This window comes from Enterococcus villorum (genome assembly GCF_007990225.1).
In the GTDB taxonomy this organism is placed as follows: domain Bacteria; phylum Bacillota; class Bacilli; order Lactobacillales; family Enterococcaceae; genus Enterococcus_B; species Enterococcus_B villorum.
Map to the genome: position 1 here is coordinate 153,652 of NZ_BJWF01000003.1, position 23,110 is coordinate 176,761.

A 23,110-nucleotide genomic window follows, 5' to 3' on the forward strand; every position below is an offset into this window, starting at 1 on the left:
TAACAATCCTTGAAAGGGGTAAGAAAAATGAAAAAAATTTTACTGGGTGTTACTGGTAGCATCTCTGCTTACAAAAGTGCAGATCTGACCAATCAACTCGTAAAACTTGGCTATCAAGTGGATGTGATCATGACAGAAAGTAGTACTCACTTTATTACACCACTTACTTTACAATCATTGTCAAAACGTGCTGTCCATACAGATGTTATGCAAGAAAAAGATCCTGCAGTGATTAACCATATTGAATTGGCCAAACAAGCAGATTTGTTTTTGATTGCACCTGCTACAGCAAACATCATTGGGAAATTAGCTAATGGACTTGCAGATGACCTACTTTCAACTGTAGCAATGGCACTAAAAAAAGAAATACCAAAATTAATTGCACCCGCAATGAATACCAATATGTACCAACATCCGATCAATCAAAAAAATTTAGAAACGTTAAAATCAATTGGTTATCATGAAGTTGAACCAAGAGAATCTTTACTAGCTTGTGGTGATTTTGGTAAAGGTGCTTTAGCTGACATCCAAATCATCATTGATCAAGCTGTGCAATTAATGAACGAAAGAAAGGCTTAGTACGTTATTATGAAAAACACAAGAACTTTTGCTTTGACTGCGATGTTTTTAGCTATCCTTATTTTATTAGCAGTCACACCTCTTGGATTTATTCCAATTGGACCAATCAATGCTACAACCATGCATATACCAGTAATCATCGCTTCCATCGTTTTGGGTCCACGATTAGGTGCTTTTTTAGGGGGAACTTTCGGCTTAATTAGTATGATTAGAAGTACGATTGTTCAAACACCTTTATCCTTTGTTTTCTCCCCTTTCATCCCAGTCATTGGCACTGAACATGGAAGCTTAAAAGCCATATTGATTGCTTTTATCCCACGTATTATGATTGGGATTGTTCCTTATTTTGTCTATAAAGGAATACTAAAATTAAGTAAAAATAAATTCTATTCTCTCTCTTTATTTCTAGCAGGCTTAGCTGGTTCTTTCGTGAACACAGTTCTTGTGATGAATATGATTTATTTCTTATTTCAACATGATTATGCTCAAGTGGTTGGAAAAAGTATCCATGCTGTCTACTCTGCTATTTTAACTGTTATTTTCACAAGCGGTATTCCAGAAGGGATCGTAGCAGGGATTGCGACTGCCGCAGTTTGCAATGTGTTGCTTCGCCTTATGCATGCCACTCCCCAACCCAAATAATTATTTGATCTAAAGAAAAAAGACAACGTAAGTAAACATAGAGGTTGTGAACAGTATTGCTTCTTAATTCTTGAAGCAGACCATACTGTTCACAACCTCTTTTGCCTCGTATTTTTTTCGTTTAGTGTTATGATTGTTAGTGAATACTGTAAGAAAGGAAGATTAAAATGAATATTTTTGTTGTAGGAGCAAATGGTCAAATTGGAAGACACTTAGTTAAAGACTTATCAGCAACAAACCATCAAATAGTAGCCGGAGTACGAGATGTAGCGACACAGTCACTTGTAAAAAGCGAAAATGTGACTTATGTCTCGTTCGATCTTACTTGGACAGCTGAAGAAATGGCACACGTCTTCAAAGGTAATGAACTTATCATCTTTACCGCTGGTTCACAAGGAAAAAATCTATTACAAATCGATTTAGATGGTGCAATCAAAACCATGATTGCTGCTGAAATGGCTAACGTACACCGCTATTTTATGATCAGTGCAGTTTTTGCAGATGATCGCAGTAAATGGCCAGATACGATGATCGATTACTATATTACTAAACATTACGCAGATGAATGGCTAAAACATCAAACTTCTTTGGATTATGTAATCCTTCAACCCGTCTCATTGACAAATGATGAAGAAATAACACCTGTCCAATTAGTAAAACCGTTGGATAAAGCAGCTGAAACAGTTTCACGTAAAACTGTAGCGTCTGTCTTAACAGCCTTAGTCGACCAACCAAGTATATCTAAAATAACTCTCGTTCTATCTGAAGGAAACCAAGATCTTACAACTGCATTTCACCAAGTATTGGAGGAGGAATAATTGATGCGTGCCATTACATTTAAACACCCTGGGTCTGCTGAAGTCTTACAAGAAATCAATGCAGAAAAACCAACACCTGATAAAGGGCAACTGCTTATAAAAGTCCATACTGCCGCAATTAATCGCACCGATATCATGCGCAGAGAATCGACCACCCAACAGCCCCCTTTTCCAATTTTAGGCGTAGAAGTAGCCGGAGAAGTGGTCGAAAATTTAAGCGATGATCCCAACTTTACGCCAGGAACAAGAGTTTGTGGTTTAGTCAATTTAGGTGGCTATGCCGAATATGCTGTCATGCCGGCTGATCGTGCGATTTTACTGCCAGATTCCTTAGATTACGTGAATGCTGCTGGTATTTCAGAAGTTTTTCTAACTGCTTATCAGACACTTTATTGGCTGGGAAAATTGCAAGAAGGAGAAACAGTTTTAATTCACGCGGGTGCTAGCGGTGTAGGAACAGCAGCTATTCAATTAGCCAAACAACTTTCAAAAGCAAAAGTAATCGTCACGGCAGGCTCAGAAGAAAAATTGGCCTTTTGTAAATCACTGGGTGCGGATGAACAGATCAATTATAAAACGCACAATTTTCAAACAGAAGTGAAAAAAATAACAAAAGGTAAGGGAGTAGATGTGATTCTAGATTTCATCGGCGCTTCTTACTGGACAAAAAATTTAGCCTCTATCGCTGTTGACGGTCGTTGGGTACTAATTGGTATGTTGGGCGGTACCATTGTTCCTGAAGTAAATTTAGGCACATTGATTACAAAACGAGTTCAATTAATTGGTACGCTACTCACTCCCAGAAGTGACCACTACAAAGCAAAACTAACACAGGAATTTATGCAAAATGTAGGAGCTTATCTTGCAGATGAACGAATAAAACCAATTATTGATCGGACATTTACGTTAGATGAAGTAAAAGAAGCCCATGAATACATGGAAGCAAATAAAAATATTGGAAAAATTATTTTAACTATTCCTTCTTAACCTTAATCCAATCACTTTTCAAAAAAACTGGAGTAATAAAAAAGTTTGAAGAGCCGCCTTTTTGAGCAGCTTCTTCAAACTTTTTTAAGCTGATTGGCTAATTGATCCGATGAGTTGGTTTTCTTTTTTTACTCGCATATAAAGACAAATACTATAAGGAATAATCAATACTTCTAAAGTGGTAGATGCATGGAATAAAAGGCTAACACCTAATAGTTCAGGAATAATATTCAAAAAATAATTTGGGTGTTTCACATATGTAAATAACCAGTGATTGTTTAATTGATGATTTTCTTCAAATATTAGTTTGACTGTCCAATACTTTCCTAATAAACGCATGACCCAGATTAACATAATAAAAGAAAATAGAATCAGAACAAGTCCCAAAAAACTAGATGAATCAAACGTTACTTTACGAACAATTCCTTCAAAGAAAGCTGAAAAATAAAACAGAGTATGTAGGATAGCTAGCCATTTAGTCGTGAATTGTCCATATTCAACAGCTCCTGCGTTTAACAGTGCTTTTGCATGTACACTTGAAATTTTTAAGACATACAATCTTATTATAGCAATCACTAGAAATAAGAAAAATAATATACCGCTCACTTCTTCCCCTCCTTTCTATTGCTTATTGTATATTGAAAACTGGTGTTATCATAGAGATATTTTTTTTAAATAAATCAAACTATTTGTAAAAATAATCAAAGGGATAAAAAAGGAGAAAACGCATTACAACATTTTCTCCTCATTCCTATTGGTTTTATTTATCTTTAACTTTCACTAACAAATTTAGCCGCTTGCTGACCAGCTTGGCGTCCAAAAATAATGATTTCAGCAACTGAATTGCCACCAATACGATTATCTCCGTGCAGTCCTCCAGTGACTTCACCTGCAGCATACAAGCCGGTAATTGCTTGATTTTCTTTATTTAATACTTCTGTTTTTGTATTAACTTTCACCCCACCCATTGTATAGTGGATACCTGGTGCGATTTTGATGGCATAATATTTTGCTTTTGAAAGATCGTTTTCCATCGCTGTCGTACGTTGAAACTGCTCATCTTTTTGTGCGGCCACTGCTTGATTCCAAGTTTCAAGTGTTTGCGTCAGTGCTTCTTGAGGAAGAGCCACTTTTTCAGCTAATTCTGCTACACTCTCACCAGAAACCACGTAGCCTTTTTGTTCGTAAAAATCAATCGCTTTTGCTCGATCTCTCACCCCTTGATCAAAGATCAAATAAGCTGATTTTTCTGGTAAAGCAGTAATCGCAGCAGATACTTTATCCCTTGTATCTAGCTCATTTACAAAGCGCTTTCCTTCTTGATTTACCAAAATAGCACCTTCACCACGTACTGCTTCACCGATCAATACTCCTTCATCTTGTTGCACTGTAGGATGGATCTGGATTTTATCCATATCAACGATTTGTCCACCTAATTTTTCAATCATCGTAATACCGTCACCTGTTGAACCAGATTGATTCGTCGTTACATAGCCTTCTAAATCAGGGCGATATTTTTTGATGAATGATTCACTCGCTCCATAGCCACCTGATGTCACAACAATCGCTTTTCCTGTGATCGCTTTTGGTTCTTCTCCTTGGACTTTTATAGTCACTTCATTGACTTTGCCGTCATTTTCTTTGATGTCAGTCACTTCTGTGTTGACAAAAACAGGAATATTTCGTTCATGGACATTTTTTAATAACCCATCTACCAAATAGCCACCAATCGCTGAACCATCAGAAGGACGATGCGTTCTTTTTTCACTCATCCCACCCGTAATCGTTAAATTATCTAATGTGATTCCATTTTGATCTAACCAATCAATTGCCTCAGCTGAATGATCCACAAAGTAACGAAGTAATTCTTGATCGTTGGTACCTCCGCCTCCTTTTAAGGTTTCTTCATAAAAGGCATCATTTGAATCTTTAATACCATTTTCTTTTTGGAATTTTGTTTCTGAAGCATTCATGCCACTTGAAGATTTTAATGTATTTCCACCTGCACCAACAATAATAATATCGTAAGAATCTTTCATCTCAGCTGGATTCGTGTAAGTTTGTTCAGAAGCGCCAGAAGATACTTCTGTTTTTTCTGATGATTTTGTACTAGTAGCAGTCGTTTTTTCATTTGTCTCTGTCCCCGTACCACAGGCCCCCATAATAAACACCGATGTAAAAACAAATAAACTTTTTACTATTTTTTTCATTATTTCCTCCTAAAATTTATTCTTCTTTTTTATTTTAAGTGAAAAAATTCACAATCTCAACCATTATTTTAATTTTTAACAATTCTTTTTTATTCTACTCTTTTTCTATTAATTTTTTTTGCAAACGCCACCTTCTTTCTTAAAACCATGATTAGTACAAAAAATTTTGGCTCAAGCTAGTTACCTAGTATAATCTTAACTATAGATAAAGGAGTTATTTTATGAATTATATGAAAAGATTTTTTATGAATGGAACAAAAACTGCTGAAAGGATTACTCATGCTTTTTATATCCTCTTACGTGTCATTGTTACAGTCTTATTGATTGACCAAATAATCCAGCGAAATGTAGGAAATATCTTTCTTTTATTACTAACATTAGTTTTATTTGAAATCCCCTATCTTTTAGAAAAAGTGTTTAAAATCGAAATACCGAATATGTTGGAAGTCATTATTATTTCTTTTATTTTTAGTTCAACAGTTTTAGGAGAATTAAGTGACTTTTATGGATATTTCTCCATGTGGGACACGGTACTTCATGGGCTAAGTGGCTTTTTAGCAGGTGGCGTTGGCTTTTCTCTTGTCTATTTGCTTAACAAAAATACAAAAACGATGAACCTCACCCCTTTACTTCTTGCAATCGTCTCTTTTTGTTTTTCGATGACAGTCGGTGTCATGTGGGAATTTGTTGAATTTTCAGCGGATCATTTATTTCAACTTGATATGCAAAAAGATAGCCTTGTCCAACAAATCAATAGTGTTAAGTTAAGTGAAGACGGCAACACTGTCTATTCCATTAAAGATATTGAAAAAACTATTGTGGAATATAAAAATCCAGATGGCAATATAGAGAAATATACAATTACTGGTGGCTACTTAGATATAGGAATTATTGATACGATGAAAGATTTATTTGTCAACTTCATTGGTGCTTTAACTTTTAGCATATTTGGCTATTTATACAGTCAAAATCATTATAGAAAATTTACCTTCATCCGCAACTTTATTCCTCGAAGAAAAAGAGAACGTCGCCAACAAAAATAAAGGGCTCTTCTGATCGGTAAAGTTAAAACAAACTATTGCTACTAAAACTTGGGAATCTACCTACAAAAACTAGAGACTGTAACAATCATCAGAAAAAACTAATGATTGTTACAGTCTTTAATTAGTTAAAGTTAGATTTGCGATTACAGACTAATGCCGAGAATATCCTTTCAATTTAGCGTAAGAGGTATCGTACGATTGTAGGTTGTTCAAAGTAACCCAAAAAGCAAGGATTCCTTGCTTAAAATCTATATTTCCCTCTAGAAATTTCAATACATAAAGTATTTTCTAATGATCAGGAGAAGTGACATCGGTTCAAACGAAAAATAAAAAAAACGAATAGTGGCTTCATTTAAACTTTAATAACATAAAAAACAACAAGAAAAACAAATCATTCGCTTTTCTTGTTGTTTTTTAGTTGTTCTAATACTTTCATTGCTAAAGGATAATCTTTATTTTCACTGCCATCAAAGTTTTCAGGGAGAATGGAAAACCCTAATTTTTGATAAAGCTTGATGGCCGGATAGCTCCAAGTCTGTGTGTGCAAATAAATGGGTCCATGAGTTTCAAGTTCTTGAAATCGACGCAATACTTCAACAGTTAAAGCTCTAGCAATACCTTTACCTTGATGCTCAGGCATTACAGCCAACCAATGAAAAAGTGGATAGCATCCATCTTTACGTTGTTTATACCAAGCCGTTCCCGTTGCAATCTTTTTCCCAGATTCAGTGACAACAAATAGCATCCGTTGTTGAAGTTGGTCTTGATAGGGTAAAAAGACACGTTGAAAATAAGTCATTCCTTCTTCTTTCGTTTCAAATTCTCCTACAGACACTTCAATTTGAGCCCAACTTCTTTCATCTCCCAAAGTATAGCATTCAAAATGATACCCATCAGGCAAAGAAACGTTAGGTAGTATTCCACCGATCGGACGTGACATCCAAATTTCAGCATAAGGGATATGCTTATCTAACATATTTTAGATTCCTTTCTAAAGATGTTATTCTTCCAACCTATTACCTAATCAACTATCTGATAATAAATTCGCCATTTAATCCATGTGTCTAACTAGCTAAGCCCTTCTGACGAACGTTAATTTTTCACATCTACTGCTTGTTCTTCGCCAATGATTCGCACTTCTGTTTCCAAACATACGTCAAATGTTTCTTTGATTACTTCTTGGATATGGGCAATCAATTCTATATAATCCGTTGCTGTCGCATGATCAATGTTTACGATAAAACCTGCATGTTTTTCAGAAATTTGTGCGCCGCCCCACTTCAATCCTTGCAAACCAGCTTGTTGAATCAATTGACCAGTGAAATGCCCAACTGGACGTTTAAAAACACTTCCACAAGAAGGATACTCTAATGGTTGTTTTGATTGTCTTAATTCAGTCAGTTCTTCCATACGTCTTTTAACTATTTCTTGATCACCAGCCGTTAATTGAAAACGTGCTTCTAAAATAATTGCATTCATTTCTTGCACTTTACTATGACGATAAGAAAAAGCCATTTCTTCATTGGTTAGAGTTTTTAATGTACCATCTTCTAATAAAACATCGACTTCAGCTAATACATCTTTCACTTCTCCGCCGTAAGCCCCTGCATTCATATAGACAGCCCCGCCGATACTACCAGGAATCCCACACGCAAACTCAAAACCAGTTAAAGAAGCCTCTAATGCTGCGTAGGTCGTATCAATTAATTTAGCCCCTGCTTTTGCAATCACCGTTGTACCTTCTACTCGAATTTGGTTCATCTCAGTCAACATGATGACCATGCCACGAATCCCACCGTCTTGAACAATTAAGTTACTTGCATTTCCTAACACTATCCAAGGAATTTCATTTTTTCTACAATAATCCACAACTTCTTTTACTTCTTCTTGAGATTTTGGAAAAACAAGAACATCCGCTGGACCACCTGTCTTTGTAAATGTATAATTCATCAATGGTTCATCAAACAACAGATACATTTCTGGTAAATTCTTCACTAAGTTTTCTTTATTCACTGAGGATTTTCCTTTCTATATCAAACATCCTCATTATTCTATCATGCTTAAAACAAACTTACCAGTTTCCTTACATTTGTTGTCTCATATGTTTGATCAGCATTTCTTCACAAAGCGCATGACTTTGAACAATCTGTTGTTGTTTTAAAGCATTTAGATCAGGTTTTTCTTTTTTTATTTCCGTCAAAAAGGCTTGAATCATTGGCTCAAATCCCCGTTTTACCAACGTGTTTTCCCAATCACCAAATGTTTCTATCTTTAGTTCAGGCGCTTGTTGGATAGTTAATTCTGTTAGTTCAGAAACTTCATAAATACCATTTCTACTCGTTATCTGGTATCGTTCCGTATTGGCACCACTAGCTAAATCCATCGTTAATATGGCTGTTTGATGAGCTGTTTCTAACTGTAAAATAGCAAAATCTAAATATTCTTTTGTTTCACGAATTTGATAATTTGTACGAAGGATCGGTTCATCTAAAAGATAGACCGCCGTATCAATCAAATGTAAGAAGAGATCATAGATGACAAATTCTGTTGTTTCTTGAGCAGCCACTCGATTTTTTTGTAACTGGATCAATCGCTTATCAGGTACTTTCTTTAAACGGTCAACCATGGGTGCAAATCGTCGATTAAATCCGACCATTAAAATGACTTGGTTTTTGTCTGCTAACTCTTGTAGTTCTCTTACTTCATTAAGATTGACGGATAAGGGCTTATCAATATAAACATGAATATGGTTTTCAAGACATTTTTTTGCCAATGTATAATGTACTTTTGTTGCAGCATGAATCATGCAAGCTTCGATATTTTGTGCTAACAATTCATCGAGCGTTTCATAAAGATGGTTAAACCCATACATTGCATGAATCCTCTTTTTTGTTTCTTTATTTCTTGTAGCAAAATAAAAATCAACAATTCCTTGATTTTTTGCATAGGTAGGTAGATACGCTTTTTCCGCAATATTGCCTACACCAATCACACCGATCTTCATTTTCTTTCCCCCTATCAATTATTTACTCTTATCTTACACTATTTTTAAAGAAAATAAGGTACAATATAATCGCAAGTATTCATACAAAGAAGAAAAAGGAAGGGTGCGTGTTTGTTTGAAATTTATTTCATGGAATGTCAATGGGTTTCGTGCCATTGTGAATAAAAATTTTTTAGAAGTCTTTAATGAATTGGATGCAGATTTTTTTTGCCTGCAAGAAACGAAATTACAAGCTGGACAAATTGAATTAGATTTACCTGGATATCATCAATATTGGAATTATGCCCAAAGAAAGGGGTATTCTGGTACAGCAATTTTTGCCAAAGAACCCGCCTTGAACGTCTCTTATGGCATGGGAATTGATCTCCATGATCAAGAAGGCCGTTTGATTACACTAGAGTATCCTGCATTCTTTTTAGTTACTTGTTACACACCTAACTCTCAAAATGAATTAAAACGATTGGATTATCGATTGCAATGGGAAGAGGCCTTTTACCGTTATCTAGAGGAATTAAAAAAACAAAAACCAGTGATCGTTTGTGGAGACTTGAATGTGGCACACCAAGAAATTGATTTAAAAAATTGGAAAACGAATCAAAAAAATGCAGGCTTTACTATAGAAGAAAGAGAAGCGTTCTCACATTTACTAAGTAATGGTTTTATTGATACTTTCCGCTACTTCTATCCTGAACAAGAAGGTGTTTATTCATGGTGGAGTTATCGCTTCAATGCACGTAAGAATAATGCTGGCTGGCGTATTGATTATTTCTTGACTAGTGAAGAATTGAAGCCGCAATTGATGGATGCAAAAATTCACACTACAATCATGGGCAGTGACCATTGTCCAGTGGAGCTAGATTTGAAATAAGGCATAGATAGCTTACGATGAAAAAACTTTTTATTAATAAAAATAAGGGGGGATCTCAATCACCTAATTGAGCTATTGCCCCTCTTGTTTTTTCTAAATCTTTTTAACCATCGGGCAAGATTATCTTTAAACTAGTCATCTATTGTCACTTTTTCTTTCATATTTTTTACATATTTGTTCGTTATCTTTCTTTTAATTGATCGTTATGTTAATGTAGTTTTTTAAGGAGGTTATGTAGTTGAATTTTGTTGCAATGGACTTTGAAACAGCAAACCACCAATCTCACAGTGCCTGATCTTTGGCATTGGTCATGGTACAAAATAGTCAAATCGTTGGTGAATATTACACACTAATCCAACCAGAAACACCCTTTTTCTGGAAAAATATCCAGATTCATGGCATCCACCAAGAAGATGTTCGCGATGCGCCAAAATTTCCAGAAGTTTGGCAAGAAATAAACCAGTATTTTCAAAAAAATCGGTTAGTTGTAGCTCACAATGCTGCTTTTGATAACAAAGTTTTAGCCGGATGTTTAGATTATTACAATCTACTACAGCCTAATTATTTGTCTTTATGTACCGTCAAAACCAGTCGCCGTTTATTTCCAGAAATGCCAAATCACCGTTTGAACACGGTATGTGAAAATCTAAATATTTCTTTAGCTCATCATCATGATGCACTAGAAGATAGCCGTGCATGTGCAGAAATCTTGCTTTATCAGGAAAAACACTTTGGAACAGAACCTTTGAAAAAATTGGTGACTCTAAAGTAACGTGTTCAATTATTTCACTTCATTTTTATGAAATAATTGATAAATGGACTAGAAATAATAAGACGAAAGTTTGCCTAACTTTGACAAACTTTCGTCTTATTTTTTACAGTACTCTTGTCGTCACTATTTAGAATGAAATTCTATCTCTAGGCCTTTATTGTCTATCCATCAAAGTAGCAAACTCATTTTATAGACATCTAAAAATTCACCAGTTTCTTTTCTAGCGCCTCTTTTCATGGTGGCTTCAATTTGAAAGCCCATTTTTTGGTAAAGGTGAACCGCACGTTCGTTTCGGGATTGGACATCTAGCTCTAACCTAAAAAAAACGCCATTTTCTTTAGCCCAAATTAAGAGTTCCTCTAACATCATGGTTCCTATCCCTATTCCCCAATAATCTTTTAAAATACTTATCCCTACTTCTCCTATATGAGAGACTCGCATTTGTTCTTGGGCTTTGACAGATAAAACACCAATTATTTTTTTATCCATACTAGCAACCAGTAAAAGATTGTTTATACTCTTTTTCAAATAGTCGATTTCTATTGCTAAGGCTTCAGTTGATAAGTTTAAATCCTGTTCATCAATCACTAAAAAATCGGTTTCTCTATCCGCTTGTTGCATCATAGCTAATAGTTCACTGGCATCTTTAGATTCAGCTTCTCGAATGATTAATGTTACTTCTTCACTCATTTATTTTACTCCATTGTTTCATAATGCGTTGCTTAAAATCTACACTTTTCTCACCATATGATTGCAATTTCACATATCTTTTCTCTAAATCTGTATCACTTTTTTCTAAAATCAGTTCCAAATAGTCTTCTGGCAAAGTTTCTTCTAATAAATTTCCCCATTCAATAACAGATAAGCCTTCTCCTTCAAAGTATTCGTCTAATCCCAGATCAGCGCCACTTGTAGCTACACGATAAATATCCATATGATAAAGGGGTAATCTTCCCTCATTGTATTCTCGAATAATGGTATAAGTGGGACTTTTAATCATTTGATCAATCCCTAAACCGACAGCAATTCCTTTAGTTAAGGTGGTTTTTCCTGCCCCTAAATCCCCAGTTAATACTAAATTATCACCAGGTTTTGCTACTTCCCCAATCACTTTTGCTAATTCCTCTGTCTTATTTAATCCATTTAACTCAATCATCAAAAACGACTCCCTTAGTCTAACCTTTTTTGTCAGTATATCGTGGAAAGAAAAATTTTTAAAGCAAAAAAAAGATTCACGACAGTTGCCATGAATCTTTTTCTGCTATTTAGTAACATTTAAAAGTAATTACTCATCGATTGATTTAATCTATTTGACTGATTGAACTTATACAATTAACTTTTACAGATTAATCTAATAAAGTTTGTGCAGCAGTAATAATTGCTAATTTATAAACATCTTCTTCGTTTGCGCCACGAGATAAATCAGAAACAGGTTTATTTAATCCTTGTAAAATGGGGCCAATTGCTTCAAAGTTACCGAAGCGTTGCGCAATTTTGTAGCCGATATTTCCAGATTGTAATTCTGGGAAAACGAAAACGGTCGCTTGACCAGCCACATCTGAATTAGGTGCCTTTAACTGTGCGACTGAAGGCACATAAGATGCATCAAATTGTAGTTCACCATCAATGACATATTGAGGTGCTAATTGCTTGGCAATTTTTGTTGCTTCGACTACTTTATCCACTTCTGGTGCTTTGGCAGAACCTTTTGTTGAAAAACTCATTAATGCAACTTTTGGATCAATATCGAATAATTCAGCTGTTTTTGCTGACTCTACCGCAATTTCTGCTAATTCTTGTGCATTAGGATTGACATTGATTGCGCAATCTGAGAATACATATTTTTCTTGATCTCGACCACGCACCATGATCATCGCACCACTTGTTCGGCTTACACCTGGTTTCGTTTTAATAATTTGTAAGGCAGGACGTACAGTATCTCCAGTTGAATGGATTGCGCCAGAAACCATGCCATCCGCGACACCCATATAGGTCAGCATCGTTCCAAAGTAGTTGACATCTTTTAAGATATTTTCTGCTTGTTCCTTGGATGCCTTTCCATTACGACGTTCGACAAAAGCTTCAACCATTTCATCCCATTTCTCATAATGATTTGGATCAATGATTGTAAAACTTGATGTTTTGATTCCACGGGCATGAGCAGCTGCTGTTATTTCTTCTTCGCTACCAATCAAGATAGGTTCAACTAACTCTTCGGCTTTTAAGCGAGCAGCTGCTCCTAAAATTCTTGCATCTGTTGCTTCAGGAAAAACAATTTTAATACTACGACGTACAATTTTAAATCTTAAACTATCAAACAATTCCACAAGATAACCTCCAGATATTTTCTATGTACCCATCATACACTATTCACAAAAAAAAGAACAGTTTATTTTATCTGTATTAGTCAAAAAACCATTAGTAATGAAGACTTTCACATACTCTGAAAACTGACATATAACAGGAAAACGTTGTCTTATTACACTGTTTCAGGTAGTTGCCAATTGATCGGTGTTTCTCCTAAAGCAAGTAGCGCATCATTTGTCTTGGAAAAAGGTCTTGAACCTAAAAATCCTCGATGAGCAGACAAAGGACTCGGATGAGAAGAAGTCAAAATAATATGACGACTTTTATCAATCATTTTTATTTTTTCTTGTGCTGGTTTTCCCCATAAAATAAAAACGATCGGTTTTTGCCTTTCATTTAATTTTTCAATAATTTTATCTGTCAGAATTTCCCAGCCTTTCCCTCTATGTGAATAGGCCTGTCCTTCTCGAACCGTTAGTACCGTGTTTAATAATAATACGCCTTGTTCTGCCCATGAAACTAAATATCCATGATGAACTGGCGCAATACCCAAGTCACTTTGTAATTCTTTATAGATATTATTTAAAGATGGTGGAATCTTAACACCTGGTTGAACAGAAAATGACAAACCATGTGCTTGATTCCCCCCGTGATATGGGTCTTGTCCTAAAATCACTACTTTTACTTTTTCATATGGAGTCAATTCCAAGGCTTCATAAATATGATACATATCAGGATGGATCTTTTGCGTGGTATATTCTTTTTTCAAAAAATTTCTTAAATTTTGATAATATTCTTTTTCAAATTCATCCGCTAAAACATCTTGCCAACTATTATGAATGATTGTTTTCAACTTTCCCACCTCCAATATTCAGAATAACGCACAATTTCTTTCTTAACAAGTGGCAATCTTCGCACTAAGTGATCGTTGAATATGGTAAACTAAGTAGAAGAGAAAGAAAGGAACGATTATACCTATGATCAAATTAATTGCCTCAGACATGGACGGCACTTTATTAGACGCACATATGAGTATTTCACCAGAAAATGTGGAAGCTATTCGATTGGCAAATGACGCTGGTATTGAATTTATGGTAGCGACTGGTCGCAATTATCAAGAAGCACGAGCAGCCTTGGATGAAGCTGGAATTGATTGCGCCATGATTACTTTAAATGGCGCACAAGTTTTTGATAAAACTGGAAACTCATTATTTACGGTTCCAATACCAACAATTCAAACAAAGACGGTCTTAGATATTCTTGATGCAAATGACATTTATTATGAAGTAGCGACAAATCGTGGACTTTATTCTGAAAGCCAAGCGAAAAGAATTGAAAGCTTTGCTTCAATGATTGGTATCCAGCTTCCCCATTTAACCTATAAAATGGCAATTGCTATGGCTTCTGCCTATCTTGAATTGTTGCATATCAATTATACAGATAGTATTCGCGAGTTGCTTCAAGACAAAACAATAGAAGTATTGAAAGTGATCTGTTACCATCCTGAAGGCCCTCATGTGTTAGGACCTGTCGGAAAAGAGATTAGTCAGCTAGGTGATTTGGCAGTCACTTCTTCTGGACAAAACAACATCGAAATCAATCATAAGAATGCCCAAAAAGGAATTGCTGTGGCACATATTGCCCATGATCGTGGGATTGCGTTAGATGAAGTGATGGCTATTGGTGATAATTTTAATGATGTAAGTATGTTGCAAGTAGCTGGTGTCAGTTTTGCCATGGGAAATGCTGAAATTGAAGTAAAAGATTATGCAAAATATACGACTGATACTAACCTTGAATTTGGAGTTGGTAAAGCAATTTTGCGTGCTATTTCCGAAAATCTGTAACTTACGAGAAAAGAGGGATAAAGATGTCAGAATATTTCATTCAAGAAAAACATCTCAGTCGTGCCACACGAACTGTTGTCAAAGATGAATCGGGTAAATCCATCTTCTTGATGGTTGGACGCTGGGGAACAAAAGGTGATGCTCTGTCTCTTTATGCGATGAATGGCAATCTTGTGGCGCACATTAAACAAACGAGTCTTACATTTGGCACTCGTTTTGAGCTTTATAAAGATTTTAAAAAAGTGGGAACGATGAAAAAAATTTTTAATTGGCCGGGAGATTTTTATTATATTCGTCGCCTCCATTGGACTGTTCAAGGAGATATTTATAATCATCAGTATCAAATTCATCACTTTAATCAACAAATCATGAAAATGGATAAAGCCACACTTTTTACTGGTGATTATTACGTCCTTGATATTCCAATAGAAGAAAATGCCCCAATCTGTATTTGTATCGCTGCTGTCTTAGACTACTGGTTGTATCGAAAAAACAAAGGCAAAGATACCCCTCTTTCTTATCGCTTAGGTACAAACTAGCAATTCAAACAGTGATCATTTATATGTAGAAATAACTTCGACAAACTACCGAAACCCTCAAAACAAAAAACAATAAATAAAAAGTAACAGAAAATTCGATATAAGAATACACTTATCTGCTATAAATCTCCCTCATACAATTGAACTGTTTTAATGGACTGTTTCCGATATTCGCATGGTAATAGTCCATTTTGTTTTGATCTCTTTCTATTTAATTAGACTCATTTCTTAGTACATTATTACTTGATTTCTTTTTCAATAGTCAAGGTGTTTTCGCAATGGATGGATGCTGTTCGTCGCCTCTGCTTCCAGCATAAATTTCGATATGGGTATCGAAAGATCACTGCGTTGATTAACAAGGAATACAAAGTTAATAAAAACACCATACAAAAGATTATGCAGAAATATCATTGGAATTGTCGTGTGAAAATGAAGAAACGCAGTAAAGTTTGACAACCTTATACGATTGTCGAGAACAAGCTGAATAGACAATTTTCTTCAGAAGCCCCTTTAAAGAAATTAGTAACAGACATTACTTATCTGCCTTTTGGTCAAAAACAATTGTATTTATCTTCGATTATGGATTTGTACAATGGTGAAATTATCGCCTATACCATCAGTGATAAGCAAGATACATCTTTTGTTCTAGACACACTTAATCAATTGTCCAAAACAACGGATTGTCTATTGCATAGTGATCAAGGTTCTGTTTATACTTCTTTTGACTACCAGAACCAAATAAAAACAAAAGGCATTACCATGAGTATGTCTCGCAAAGAGACACCCTCAGATAATACCTGCATCGAATCGTTTCAGTGATGCATGAAACGTTCTACCTAGATAGGCTTACAAACGAGCCTACATCTATTGTAATAGAAATTGTAAAAGAATACATTACTTATTATAATGAAATTCTAATTCAACAAAAACTAGTCTATCGATCACCAATAGACTATCGGAAATCAACAGTTTAAGAAAATGCTTTTTTATTTTTATTACTGTCTCACAATCTTAGGACAGCTCCCTCCGCTCCATCTGAAGGAATCTGCTTTTTTATTTTACATACTGTTTCTAAAATAATCAAAAAATATTATATACATCTTGCAGCAAAATAAACTAGTGAAATTGCTAGAGCCCCTACCGTAAATTCTGATCCTGCAACTTCAACGATAAGTTCTGCAACTTCTTTCCAAGCCTGTTCTTCAATAAGCTTAGCCCAAGCTCCTTTAGCAATTGCTGCAAACGCTGTTCCACCAATAAGATCTTTTATATTATCTTCCATACAACTCAAAAAACTTCTTGGCATAATCCCATTAGTAGAAGGGTTTACGTTAGATTGATCGAATTGAGCAACTACTTCTTTCAAAATTTGGTATCCTTTGGAATTAACAGCTGTATCTCCATAATAACTTTCGACTTTATTGAAATCAATTGCTGTTATGCTTCCAGAAATGTCCCTTACAATAGCATTAGTAAAAATCCATTCAATTTGATTGGCAAGTTGTTGAATCTCTGCTTGTTTTTCTACTTGTGGTTTAGCTTTGTAACTTGTAAGCGAATCTTGTAAAATACTTTGAAACTCACTTGTTTGGCTATCAGTAACAAAACGACTATTTAATGTACAAACATCTTCGTCAATAGAGTTTTGACTATTTACTTCAGCAGCATAAGCAGCAGTTGGAACCGTTGTAGAGAATAACATAATTGTTGTAGCGAGAAAAATTGACAATTTTTTCATGGAATGTTCACCCTTTCACCATTTACAGCAAGCGCTTACTTATATATAAACAATAACACCATATTTATTTATATACATTAATTTTTAATAAACATTCATCTATATTTCAGTGAAAGAACGGTAAATTTTTTTGCCACAATAAATAACTGAAAAAACATGATAACCATTACAAAAATAAGAGTTAAAAGTTCGTTTACCGACGAAAAACCTTCTATATAAGTATTTTTAATCATGTATACTACTACAAAAATACATAAAATCAAAACGATTAAATAACTAATCACTCTTAGATAAGAACCTGTTTTGCCTTATAATTTATCTAAAAAACGTAAAAATAAAAATGCAACAACAAAGACTACCATTCCGAATAAATGCATAAATATAACCTCCCATATATATTTTGATAATTTCTCTCTATCACTAGACCTCTTATTTTAAGAATCTATTATAATCTTAACAAATTACTATGTAAATAAATTTTAAAAAAATGCACTCGTTCGTCGGAATTGATAGTATCCCAGTGTTTTTAGCCTAACAGGAGTTAGTCCGAACATTTTTGACAAAATTTTTAAACCAAAACAAATTTCTACAACATTGGTGTCTATTATAAGTGTACCCTAAATAGACGATGGACAATCATTGAAAGATCTAGTTGTCACTTTTCTTTTTAAATGGCAAAAATTTCAATCTTTAAATGGTGAAAAACAAAGAGCGTGAGACCCTATCCTTATCTCACGCTCTTTGTCTATTTTTCTAACAAATCAAGTATTTCTTGAGGAGAATCAATAATTATATCTACACTTTGAAATTTTTCTATATTTTTGGCTCCCCATTTAGCTAAACCAAATGCTATCCCACAAGCTTTCGCACTTTGCATGTCATATAATGAATCACCAATATAAATCGTTTCTTCTTTTTTTATGCCCAATTCATCAATTGCCTTTTGTATGGGGTCCGGAAAAGGTTTATGCAACTTAGTATCTGAAGCTGTAATTTGTATATCAAAATATAGATTTAAATTAAATCGATCAAACTCATTTTTCATTTCTTCTTTTGTTTTAGATGTGACAAGTCCTAATTGAATCCCTTTTACATGCAATGTCTGTAATGTTTCTTCTATATGCGGAAAAACTTGAGCATTGTCTGCTAATAAAAGTACGTTTTCACCCCATTTTGATAAGAGAGTTTTCTCTTCTTCTTCAGTATTTACAAACTTTTTAATAGCTTCTCTTCCAGGAATACCTAAAATATAATGTAATTCTTTAATCGGGATTTCCTTCTCTAATTCTTCACGCAATGTTTTTTGCAGAGAATGTGTCATAACATATTCTGTATCAATAATCGTTCCATCAACATCAAATAATATCGTTTTAATCATAGCTATTCTCCTTTGTGTAGATGATTTTGCTCTTTCCTATTCTAACGACTAATTCTTCAGGAATTTTTTTATCAGTTATCAAGTAATCAATTTCTTCAAACGAGTAGACAAGGTAATTGTGTGATAAATTAATTTTTGTATGATCACATAGTAATACGATTTTATTACTTTTCTCTCTAACTGCCTGTTTCATTGCGATATCTTCTTCATGGGCATAATAGATTCCCTGATTATTTATACCCGCACAACTTAAGAAAGAACTATCAAACCGATACTTAGTTAATTCCCAGATTGGGTATCCACCAGTAACTGAACGGCTTTCTCTGTTTAAAGTTCCTCCAAGAATCGTAGTAGGTATTGAAGTGGTCTTTAAGAATTGATCGGCAATGTCAATCGAGTTTGTCACAGCTAAGTTTATATTTCTATTCGCTAAATATTGAGGCAAAAGTGAGATTGTGGTCGACACATCTAAATATACGGTTTGCTTTTCAAGTAATAGTTTACTTGCTTCTTTAGCAATTTGCTTTTTCACTTGAAGTTCTTGATCTGTTCTTCCTAAATATCCATCTATTTTATTAAACGAATTTGCTAAACTAATACCTCCATAAGTTCGGATCACAAGGTTACTATCCGTTAACTTTATTGTATCTCGCCTAGCCGTGTCTCTAGAAACACCTGTGAGTTGCATAATGTCTTGTAAAGTCAATGATTTTTCTTTTTCCAGTCTTTCCATAATTATCATCAATCTTTTTTGTTGATTCACCTATTCAATCCCCTTCGTAAAAAAATAAGTAATTTTAAGTATATAAATACAATAGCTTAAAATCACTTAAATGTACACTAGTATATAGTGTACAGAAAATTAGTAATTTCTGGACACTCTTTTTAGATACTATAATTTATATGTATTGCTCTATTTTTGTGTTCATAAACTCGTGATTTTATGGACATTTTCTACTTAATTATTTTTTTATAAGAATAACCACACAAATGAATACATTGTATTTACTTATGACTTATATTATAATAGTAATAAATTAAATAGAGGAGTTTTTTTCATGAAAACTAGACGACAAGGAAATGCAATTGTTTTAACTGTTCCATCTAAGTTCGGAATTAATGAAAATGTTGACTACTTGGCTGTTAAAGGGGACGATGATTCAATCACGTTTATCAAAAAACAAGCAAATATTTTTGATGAAGCTGCTGCTGCAGGTAAAAAAATCGATGCAAGTTCGGGATTTCCAGATGATAAACCCATTGGAAAGGAAATTCTTTAAAAATGGATAAACCTAAAGAATTTCCTAAACAAGGAGATATTATAACTATAAATTTCAATCCTAGTACAGGACGAGAAATTCAAAAAAGACGACCAGCTCTAGTTGTAAGCACCGATAACTATAATCTAGTTACTGGATTAGTAGCTGTTTGCCCAATCACAAGCACAAAAAAAGAACATTTTATTCCACTAAATGAAAATCATCAGATAAAAGGTTACGTCAATGCTTTACAAATAAAAACTTTAGACTATAAAGCACGCCACTGGAAAAAAATAGAAAAAGCGACATTGTCGGAACTTGGAAAGATAGCACAAACAATAAACATGATTTTTAGCTTTTATGCTTTATTGGGAGAATAAAAAGCTCATCCTGCTACATAGGGTGAGCTTTTTCATTACTTATTTATTTCGAGAAAGATTAGGTATATTTTCACTGAAAACCTATTAGCCTCATAATATGGTCAGGATTTCTAACATTGAATAATGACACAACTAATTTTTTCTTCTATTGTAGTGTTCATTAACTACTACATTATATTTTCCGTCTTCTAACATTAGTATTTTCGTCGCTAACTCTTTTTTGCCACAATACAACAATAAGGTTTGTGAATAGTAGTTAACGTAAATCGGATCATTAGAAGATCATATTTTATAACTCTTATTTTATCTAATACTCCTACTAATTTTGATTTTATGGACATTATATTTTTAATAAGAAATAATAAGCCACCATATCATGGTAGCTTAAAAAGAAAAATAGCATCAAATTTAACAAACAAATTGCATTTTTTTGATAGAGCATGAATATCAAATTTGATTATTAAATTTGCCATTATAAATAGTTATCTAAAAGATAACCAAAACGAGAAGGCTATTAAAACTAATACTACTGTCATTGTGTCGTACACTACACAAGATATTAGTTTTAACAATTATTATTATAAACTATCAAATGATCAATTATCATTATTTTTAATTATAGTTCAATTCACTTTATTTATATTTGGATGATTGCTCTTCTAACCTACCTAACTTTTATTCTCTTTTAAACTGCATATAAAGTCTATAACTATGCTTAAATTCAACACTTGTCCTCTCCATTACTTTTTTCATTGTCTCCTCGGACGACAAGAATTGATAATGTTTTTTTCAAAACCATCTTCGTATATGCTGTATCCTTCTTGATTATAGGTAATAAGTAAATAGCGATCTTTTTTGAATGTAAGAATTTTTAAAGTGAAATATTTCTTGGATTTAAAGTTTTTTTTCAAAAATTGTTTTAATTGCTTTTTATAAATCATATTCATTTTATCATGTTCATACCTTTATTGACTTGATAGATCAATAATCTTTACTGCGTCGAATAACAAATTGATTTACTTCTTTATCAAATAATTTTTTTCGTAATGTTTGACTAATATAAAAAACATGTACTCTCTTGTCATCTATTCTGAAAGCAATTCGAAAATATTCCTTCCCCAAATGGATTTTCATTTCATAAATAGCTTGTTTTATAGATAAATTAACAGGCTTGATTCGATAAAAATCATGTGTCAAATACTCATTCACTTTATATCTAATCATTTCTTGATACCTTTTTGAATGATTTTCAGAGAACATATTCCGAATCGTCTGACTAACTTCGATCTCGTATTTCATAACTATTCCTTCTTAATTATACTTATAAATCAGCACATCATAGCTATCCTGATTACAAATGAATTATAACAAGAACGAAAAAACAGTAACTATTTTCTATAATATAAAATTTAATCTGGTAAAATGATAAAGTTTTCGTCGTCTTGATAAACTTTTACTGTATTACCGATAATTGGATAACTATCAAAGTAATCATATGGTACTCGTATGTTTTTGCCATCTTCCACTAATAATACAACATTTTCTTTTTCTAACTCTACCACTTTAGCCACTTTATTACTTTTTTCCATTATCATGACTTCCTTTCATCATCTTTACATAAAACTGTAACTACAGCTTTACCACAGGTTAATTCATGTTCTAAGATTGATTTTATTTTTAAAGCACACTCTTTTGAAAATGGTTCAGCCTCTTCCCATGATCCTAACAACGGATAATTATCGTGTACAGTTTTAACATATTGTTTATTTTTTACTCCTCGTGTTTGGACTTCTACATAATACATAACTATACCTTCTTCATTCACTTATTTATACATATGAAAACTATTCTAAAAAAGAATATTCTCCACATATATTTGCGTAATTCTTTACCACATAAGTAGAACAAGATTACGTATAATATATAAATACAACTATATTTCATAATACACTTGTATTATAAAACATAGTTTCCATATTTTATATTCGTTTCTATTATACCTATTATTATTTTTAGGTATCCATTTTTTTACTTCAGTCATTTTATTAGTTATTGTCAACTTTCTTCTAATTTTTTGTCTGTGAAAACTCTTGTCTCATATTTGTTTATATAGAGATTGAGAATAATCTTAACATATGTTTAACAAACAAAAAAAGTACTCAATTATTTTCGAGTAATTTTCATTACTTATATAGATTATGTATTGTGCAAAACAATTGGAACAATTTGATCTATAAAAAAACTCCTTTAAAATTAAAAATTTGAATCTTTTCTATTCTTTTTACTCAACTCTGTTGATCTATTAAGAAGCTAGGTATTGTACGAATATACAAAAAAAAAACAACAGAATATACTCTGCTGATCTTTGAATAAACACAATTAAACAAGCTGTTTGATAATCAATAAAATGAAGAAAAGCATATCTATGATAATTTAGTTGACAATAATCTGTACACAACAAAAAGGAGTTGGTAACCAGGCCAATTCCTTTTGTCTAAAGTCTGAGACTTTTATAAAAATGAAAGAATGTGATTAATTTAGTAATTACTTAAAGTGTAATCAATTCCATGAACTGTAATATTGATCCTAGAAGGCCAATTTGTAGGTGTCCACATTTGACCTATTACAACACTTCTGAACGAGAAAACCCTCGGTTTTAATCGTGGGATGACAGTGAAGTAGGTAGGAGGGTTCTCTACTGAGTACTCTCATACCTAAATCTCTCCTTTCTCGTTTATT

General features: G+C 33.5%; 26 protein-coding genes and 1 pseudogene. 12 read left to right on the forward strand and 15 right to left on the reverse strand.

Translation table 11 applies throughout. The features are described 5' to 3' along the window. The first annotated feature begins 27 nt into the window (after positions 1–27). From coaC to EVI01_RS02805, 4 genes are all read left to right on the forward strand, one after another. Positions 28–579 carry a phosphopantothenoylcysteine decarboxylase gene (gene coaC, locus EVI01_RS02790; RefSeq protein ID WP_010751554.1) on the forward strand — a complete coding sequence of 184 codons (552 nt, stop codon included), beginning with the start codon at positions 28–30 and terminating at the stop codon, positions 577–579. 9 nt (positions 580–588) lie between these two features. Continuing rightward, positions 589–1,221: an ECF transporter S component gene (locus EVI01_RS02795; protein WP_010751555.1), complete on the forward strand. Its 633-nt coding sequence runs from the start codon at positions 589–591 to the stop codon at positions 1,219–1,221. Between the two features lie 167 nt (positions 1,222–1,388). Continuing rightward, on the forward strand, positions 1,389–2,039 hold the full coding sequence (locus EVI01_RS02800) for an SDR family oxidoreductase (RefSeq protein ID WP_010751556.1): 651 nt from the start codon (positions 1,389–1,391) through the stop codon (positions 2,037–2,039). A gap of 3 nt (positions 2,040–2,042) precedes the next feature. After that, entirely contained in the window at positions 2,043–3,026 is a 984-nt protein-coding gene (locus EVI01_RS02805) for an NAD(P)H-quinone oxidoreductase (RefSeq protein WP_010751557.1), read from the forward strand. An 84-nt stretch (positions 3,027–3,110) separates the two neighbouring features. Here EVI01_RS02805 and EVI01_RS02810 read toward each other — a convergent pair whose 3' ends face one another. After that, positions 3,111–3,632, reverse strand: coding sequence for an isoprenylcysteine carboxylmethyltransferase family protein (locus tag EVI01_RS02810; protein ID WP_010751558.1), 522 nt, complete (start codon positions 3,630–3,632; stop codon positions 3,111–3,113). 164 nt (positions 3,633–3,796) lie between these two features. Then, the gene (locus tag EVI01_RS02815) at positions 3,797–5,236 is read right to left on the reverse strand and encodes a flavocytochrome c (protein WP_010751559.1); all 1,440 of its coding nucleotides are present in this window, start codon (positions 5,234–5,236) and stop codon (positions 3,797–3,799) included. A gap of 221 nt (positions 5,237–5,457) precedes the next feature. Between EVI01_RS02815 and EVI01_RS02820 the strand changes: the two genes are divergently transcribed. Then, positions 5,458–6,279, forward strand: coding sequence for a DUF2238 domain-containing protein (locus tag EVI01_RS02820; protein ID WP_010751560.1), 822 nt, complete (start codon positions 5,458–5,460; stop codon positions 6,277–6,279). Positions 6,280–6,670: 391 nt separating this feature from the next. On the opposite strand, the gene EVI01_RS02825 is transcribed toward EVI01_RS02820, so the two are convergent. From EVI01_RS02825 to EVI01_RS02835, 3 genes are all read right to left on the reverse strand, one after another. Next, positions 6,671–7,255: a GNAT family N-acetyltransferase gene (locus tag EVI01_RS02825; protein ID WP_010751561.1), complete on the reverse strand. Its 585-nt coding sequence runs from the start codon at positions 7,253–7,255 to the stop codon at positions 6,671–6,673. A gap of 116 nt (positions 7,256–7,371) precedes the next feature. Then, the gene (murB, locus tag EVI01_RS02830) at positions 7,372–8,292 is read right to left on the reverse strand and encodes a UDP-N-acetylmuramate dehydrogenase (protein ID WP_010751562.1); all 921 of its coding nucleotides are present in this window, start codon (positions 8,290–8,292) and stop codon (positions 7,372–7,374) included. 70 nt (positions 8,293–8,362) lie between these two features. Next, positions 8,363–9,283 (reverse strand): Gfo/Idh/MocA family protein, encoded by a 921-nt coding sequence (locus EVI01_RS02835; RefSeq protein WP_010751563.1) that lies wholly within the window; start codon positions 9,281–9,283, stop codon positions 8,363–8,365. A gap of 115 nt (positions 9,284–9,398) precedes the next feature. Here EVI01_RS02835 and EVI01_RS02840 point away from each other — a divergent pair, with 115 nt between their 5' ends. Both EVI01_RS02840 and EVI01_RS02845 read left to right on the forward strand, forming a co-directional pair. Then, a complete protein-coding gene (locus EVI01_RS02840) occupies positions 9,399–10,151 on the forward strand; it encodes an exodeoxyribonuclease III (RefSeq protein ID WP_010751564.1) in 753 nt (250 codons plus the stop codon). Between the two features lie 298 nt (positions 10,152–10,449). Beyond that, complete coding sequence (locus tag EVI01_RS02845) at positions 10,450–10,923, forward strand: 3'-5' exonuclease (RefSeq protein WP_244150168.1); 474 nt, start codon at positions 10,450–10,452, stop codon at positions 10,921–10,923. A 168-nt stretch (positions 10,924–11,091) separates the two neighbouring features. Here EVI01_RS02845 and EVI01_RS02850 read toward each other — a convergent pair whose 3' ends face one another. The 4 genes from EVI01_RS02850 to EVI01_RS02865 form a co-directional block, all read right to left on the reverse strand. Further along, a complete protein-coding gene (locus EVI01_RS02850) occupies positions 11,092–11,613 on the reverse strand; it encodes a GNAT family N-acetyltransferase (protein ID WP_010751566.1) in 522 nt (173 codons plus the stop codon). After that, entirely contained in the window at positions 11,606–12,079 is a 474-nt protein-coding gene (gene tsaE, locus EVI01_RS02855) for a tRNA (adenosine(37)-N6)-threonylcarbamoyltransferase complex ATPase subunit type 1 TsaE (protein WP_010751567.1), read from the reverse strand. Before tsaE ends, EVI01_RS02850 begins: the two co-directional genes overlap by 8 nt. 190 nt (positions 12,080–12,269) lie before the next feature. Continuing rightward, positions 12,270–13,250: a phosphate acetyltransferase gene (gene pta / locus EVI01_RS02860; RefSeq protein WP_010751568.1), complete on the reverse strand. Its 981-nt coding sequence runs from the start codon at positions 13,248–13,250 to the stop codon at positions 12,270–12,272. Between the two features lie 152 nt (positions 13,251–13,402). Beyond that, positions 13,403–14,083: a uracil-DNA glycosylase gene (locus tag EVI01_RS02865; RefSeq protein WP_010751569.1), complete on the reverse strand. Its 681-nt coding sequence runs from the start codon at positions 14,081–14,083 to the stop codon at positions 13,403–13,405. A gap of 124 nt (positions 14,084–14,207) precedes the next feature. Here EVI01_RS02865 and EVI01_RS02870 point away from each other — a divergent pair, with 124 nt between their 5' ends. From EVI01_RS02870 to EVI01_RS13990, 3 genes and pseudogenes are all read left to right on the forward strand, one after another. Next, positions 14,208–15,077, forward strand: a complete 870-nt coding sequence (locus EVI01_RS02870) for a Cof-type HAD-IIB family hydrolase (protein WP_010751570.1) — start codon at positions 14,208–14,210, stop codon at positions 15,075–15,077. A 23-nt stretch (positions 15,078–15,100) separates the two neighbouring features. Continuing rightward, entirely contained in the window at positions 15,101–15,616 is a 516-nt protein-coding gene (locus EVI01_RS02875) for an LURP-one-related/scramblase family protein (protein ID WP_010751571.1), read from the forward strand. Positions 15,617–15,916: 300 nt separating this feature from the next. After that, positions 15,917–16,590: pseudogene (locus EVI01_RS13990) on the forward strand (IS3 family transposase); the annotation flags it as partial. Positions 16,591–16,706: 116 nt separating this feature from the next. Here the strand turns inward: EVI01_RS13990 and EVI01_RS02890 are convergent. The 3 genes from EVI01_RS02890 to EVI01_RS02900 all read right to left on the reverse strand — a co-directional run bounded on the left by EVI01_RS02890 (position 16,707) and on the right by EVI01_RS02900 (position 19,495). Then, positions 16,707–17,354, reverse strand: a complete 648-nt coding sequence (locus EVI01_RS02890; RefSeq protein WP_010751572.1) for a hypothetical protein — start codon at positions 17,352–17,354, stop codon at positions 16,707–16,709. Between the two features lie 745 nt (positions 17,355–18,099). Further along, positions 18,100–18,732: an HAD family hydrolase gene (locus EVI01_RS02895; protein ID WP_010751573.1), complete on the reverse strand. Its 633-nt coding sequence runs from the start codon at positions 18,730–18,732 to the stop codon at positions 18,100–18,102. After that, positions 18,725–19,495: a DeoR/GlpR family DNA-binding transcription regulator gene (locus tag EVI01_RS02900; RefSeq protein WP_010751574.1), complete on the reverse strand. Its 771-nt coding sequence runs from the start codon at positions 19,493–19,495 to the stop codon at positions 18,725–18,727. Before EVI01_RS02900 ends, EVI01_RS02895 begins: the two co-directional genes overlap by 8 nt. 295 nt (positions 19,496–19,790) lie before the next feature. On the opposite strand from EVI01_RS02900, the gene mazE reads away from it, so the two are divergent. Then, a complete protein-coding gene (gene mazE, locus EVI01_RS02905) occupies positions 19,791–20,012 on the forward strand; it encodes a type II toxin-antitoxin system PemI/MazE family antitoxin (RefSeq protein ID WP_010751575.1) in 222 nt (73 codons plus the stop codon). A 2-nt stretch (positions 20,013–20,014) separates the two neighbouring features. After that, positions 20,015–20,371 carry a type II toxin-antitoxin system PemK/MazF family toxin gene (locus EVI01_RS02910; RefSeq protein ID WP_010751576.1) on the forward strand — a complete coding sequence of 119 codons (357 nt, stop codon included), beginning with the start codon at positions 20,015–20,017 and terminating at the stop codon, positions 20,369–20,371. A gap of 981 nt (positions 20,372–21,352) precedes the next feature. Here EVI01_RS02910 and EVI01_RS02925 read toward each other — a convergent pair. The 3 genes from EVI01_RS02925 to EVI01_RS02935 form a co-directional block, all read right to left on the reverse strand. Further along, complete coding sequence (locus EVI01_RS02925) at positions 21,353–21,670, reverse strand: hypothetical protein (protein ID WP_010751577.1); 318 nt, start codon at positions 21,668–21,670, stop codon at positions 21,353–21,355. A 110-nt stretch (positions 21,671–21,780) separates the two neighbouring features. Further along, positions 21,781–21,960 carry a hypothetical protein gene (locus EVI01_RS02930; protein ID WP_010751578.1) on the reverse strand — a complete coding sequence of 60 codons (180 nt, stop codon included), beginning with the start codon at positions 21,958–21,960 and terminating at the stop codon, positions 21,781–21,783. Positions 21,961–21,962: 2 nt separating this feature from the next. Further along, positions 21,963–22,175 carry a hypothetical protein gene (locus EVI01_RS02935; RefSeq protein ID WP_010751579.1) on the reverse strand — a complete coding sequence of 71 codons (213 nt, stop codon included), beginning with the start codon at positions 22,173–22,175 and terminating at the stop codon, positions 21,963–21,965. Between the last annotated feature and the right edge of the window lie 935 nt (positions 22,176–23,110).

Coding starts and splice junctions, on each gene's coding strand:
- coaC (WP_010751554.1), top strand. CDS start 28: ATGAAAAAAATTTTACTGGGTGTTACTGGTAGCATCTCTGCTTACAAA.
- EVI01_RS02795 (WP_010751555.1), top strand. CDS start 589: ATGAAAAACACAAGAACTTTTGCTTTGACTGCGATGTTTTTAGCTATC.
- EVI01_RS02800 (WP_010751556.1), top strand. CDS start 1,389: ATGAATATTTTTGTTGTAGGAGCAAATGGTCAAATTGGAAGACACTTA.
- EVI01_RS02805 (WP_010751557.1), top strand. CDS start 2,043: ATGCGTGCCATTACATTTAAACACCCTGGGTCTGCTGAAGTCTTACAA.
- EVI01_RS02815 (WP_010751559.1), bottom strand. CDS start 5,236: ATGAAAAAAATAGTAAAAAGTTTATTTGTTTTTACATCGGTGTTTATT.
- EVI01_RS02820 (WP_010751560.1), top strand. CDS start 5,458: ATGAATTATATGAAAAGATTTTTTATGAATGGAACAAAAACTGCTGAA.
- EVI01_RS02825 (WP_010751561.1), bottom strand. CDS start 7,255: ATGTTAGATAAGCATATCCCTTATGCTGAAATTTGGATGTCACGTCCG.
- EVI01_RS02835 (WP_010751563.1), bottom strand. CDS start 9,283: ATGAAGATCGGTGTGATTGGTGTAGGCAATATTGCGGAAAAAGCGTAT.
- EVI01_RS02850 (WP_010751566.1), bottom strand. CDS start 11,613: ATGAGTGAAGAAGTAACATTAATCATTCGAGAAGCTGAATCTAAAGAT.
- tsaE (WP_010751567.1), bottom strand. CDS start 12,079: ATGATTGAGTTAAATGGATTAAATAAGACAGAGGAATTAGCAAAAGTG.
- EVI01_RS02870 (WP_010751570.1), top strand. CDS start 14,208: ATGATCAAATTAATTGCCTCAGACATGGACGGCACTTTATTAGACGCA.
- EVI01_RS02875 (WP_010751571.1), top strand. CDS start 15,101: ATGTCAGAATATTTCATTCAAGAAAAACATCTCAGTCGTGCCACACGA.
- EVI01_RS02890 (WP_010751572.1), bottom strand. CDS start 17,354: ATGAAAAAATTGTCAATTTTTCTCGCTACAACAATTATGTTATTCTCT.
- EVI01_RS02895 (WP_010751573.1), bottom strand. CDS start 18,732: ATGATTAAAACGATATTATTTGATGTTGATGGAACGATTATTGATACA.
- mazE (WP_010751575.1), top strand. CDS start 19,791: ATGAAAACTAGACGACAAGGAAATGCAATTGTTTTAACTGTTCCATCT.
- EVI01_RS02910 (WP_010751576.1), top strand. CDS start 20,015: ATGGATAAACCTAAAGAATTTCCTAAACAAGGAGATATTATAACTATA.
- EVI01_RS02925 (WP_010751577.1), bottom strand. CDS start 21,670: ATGAAATACGAGATCGAAGTTAGTCAGACGATTCGGAATATGTTCTCT.
- EVI01_RS02930 (WP_010751578.1), bottom strand. CDS start 21,960: ATGGAAAAAAGTAATAAAGTGGCTAAAGTGGTAGAGTTAGAAAAAGAA.
- EVI01_RS02935 (WP_010751579.1), bottom strand. CDS start 22,175: ATGTATTATGTAGAAGTCCAAACACGAGGAGTAAAAAATAAACAATAT.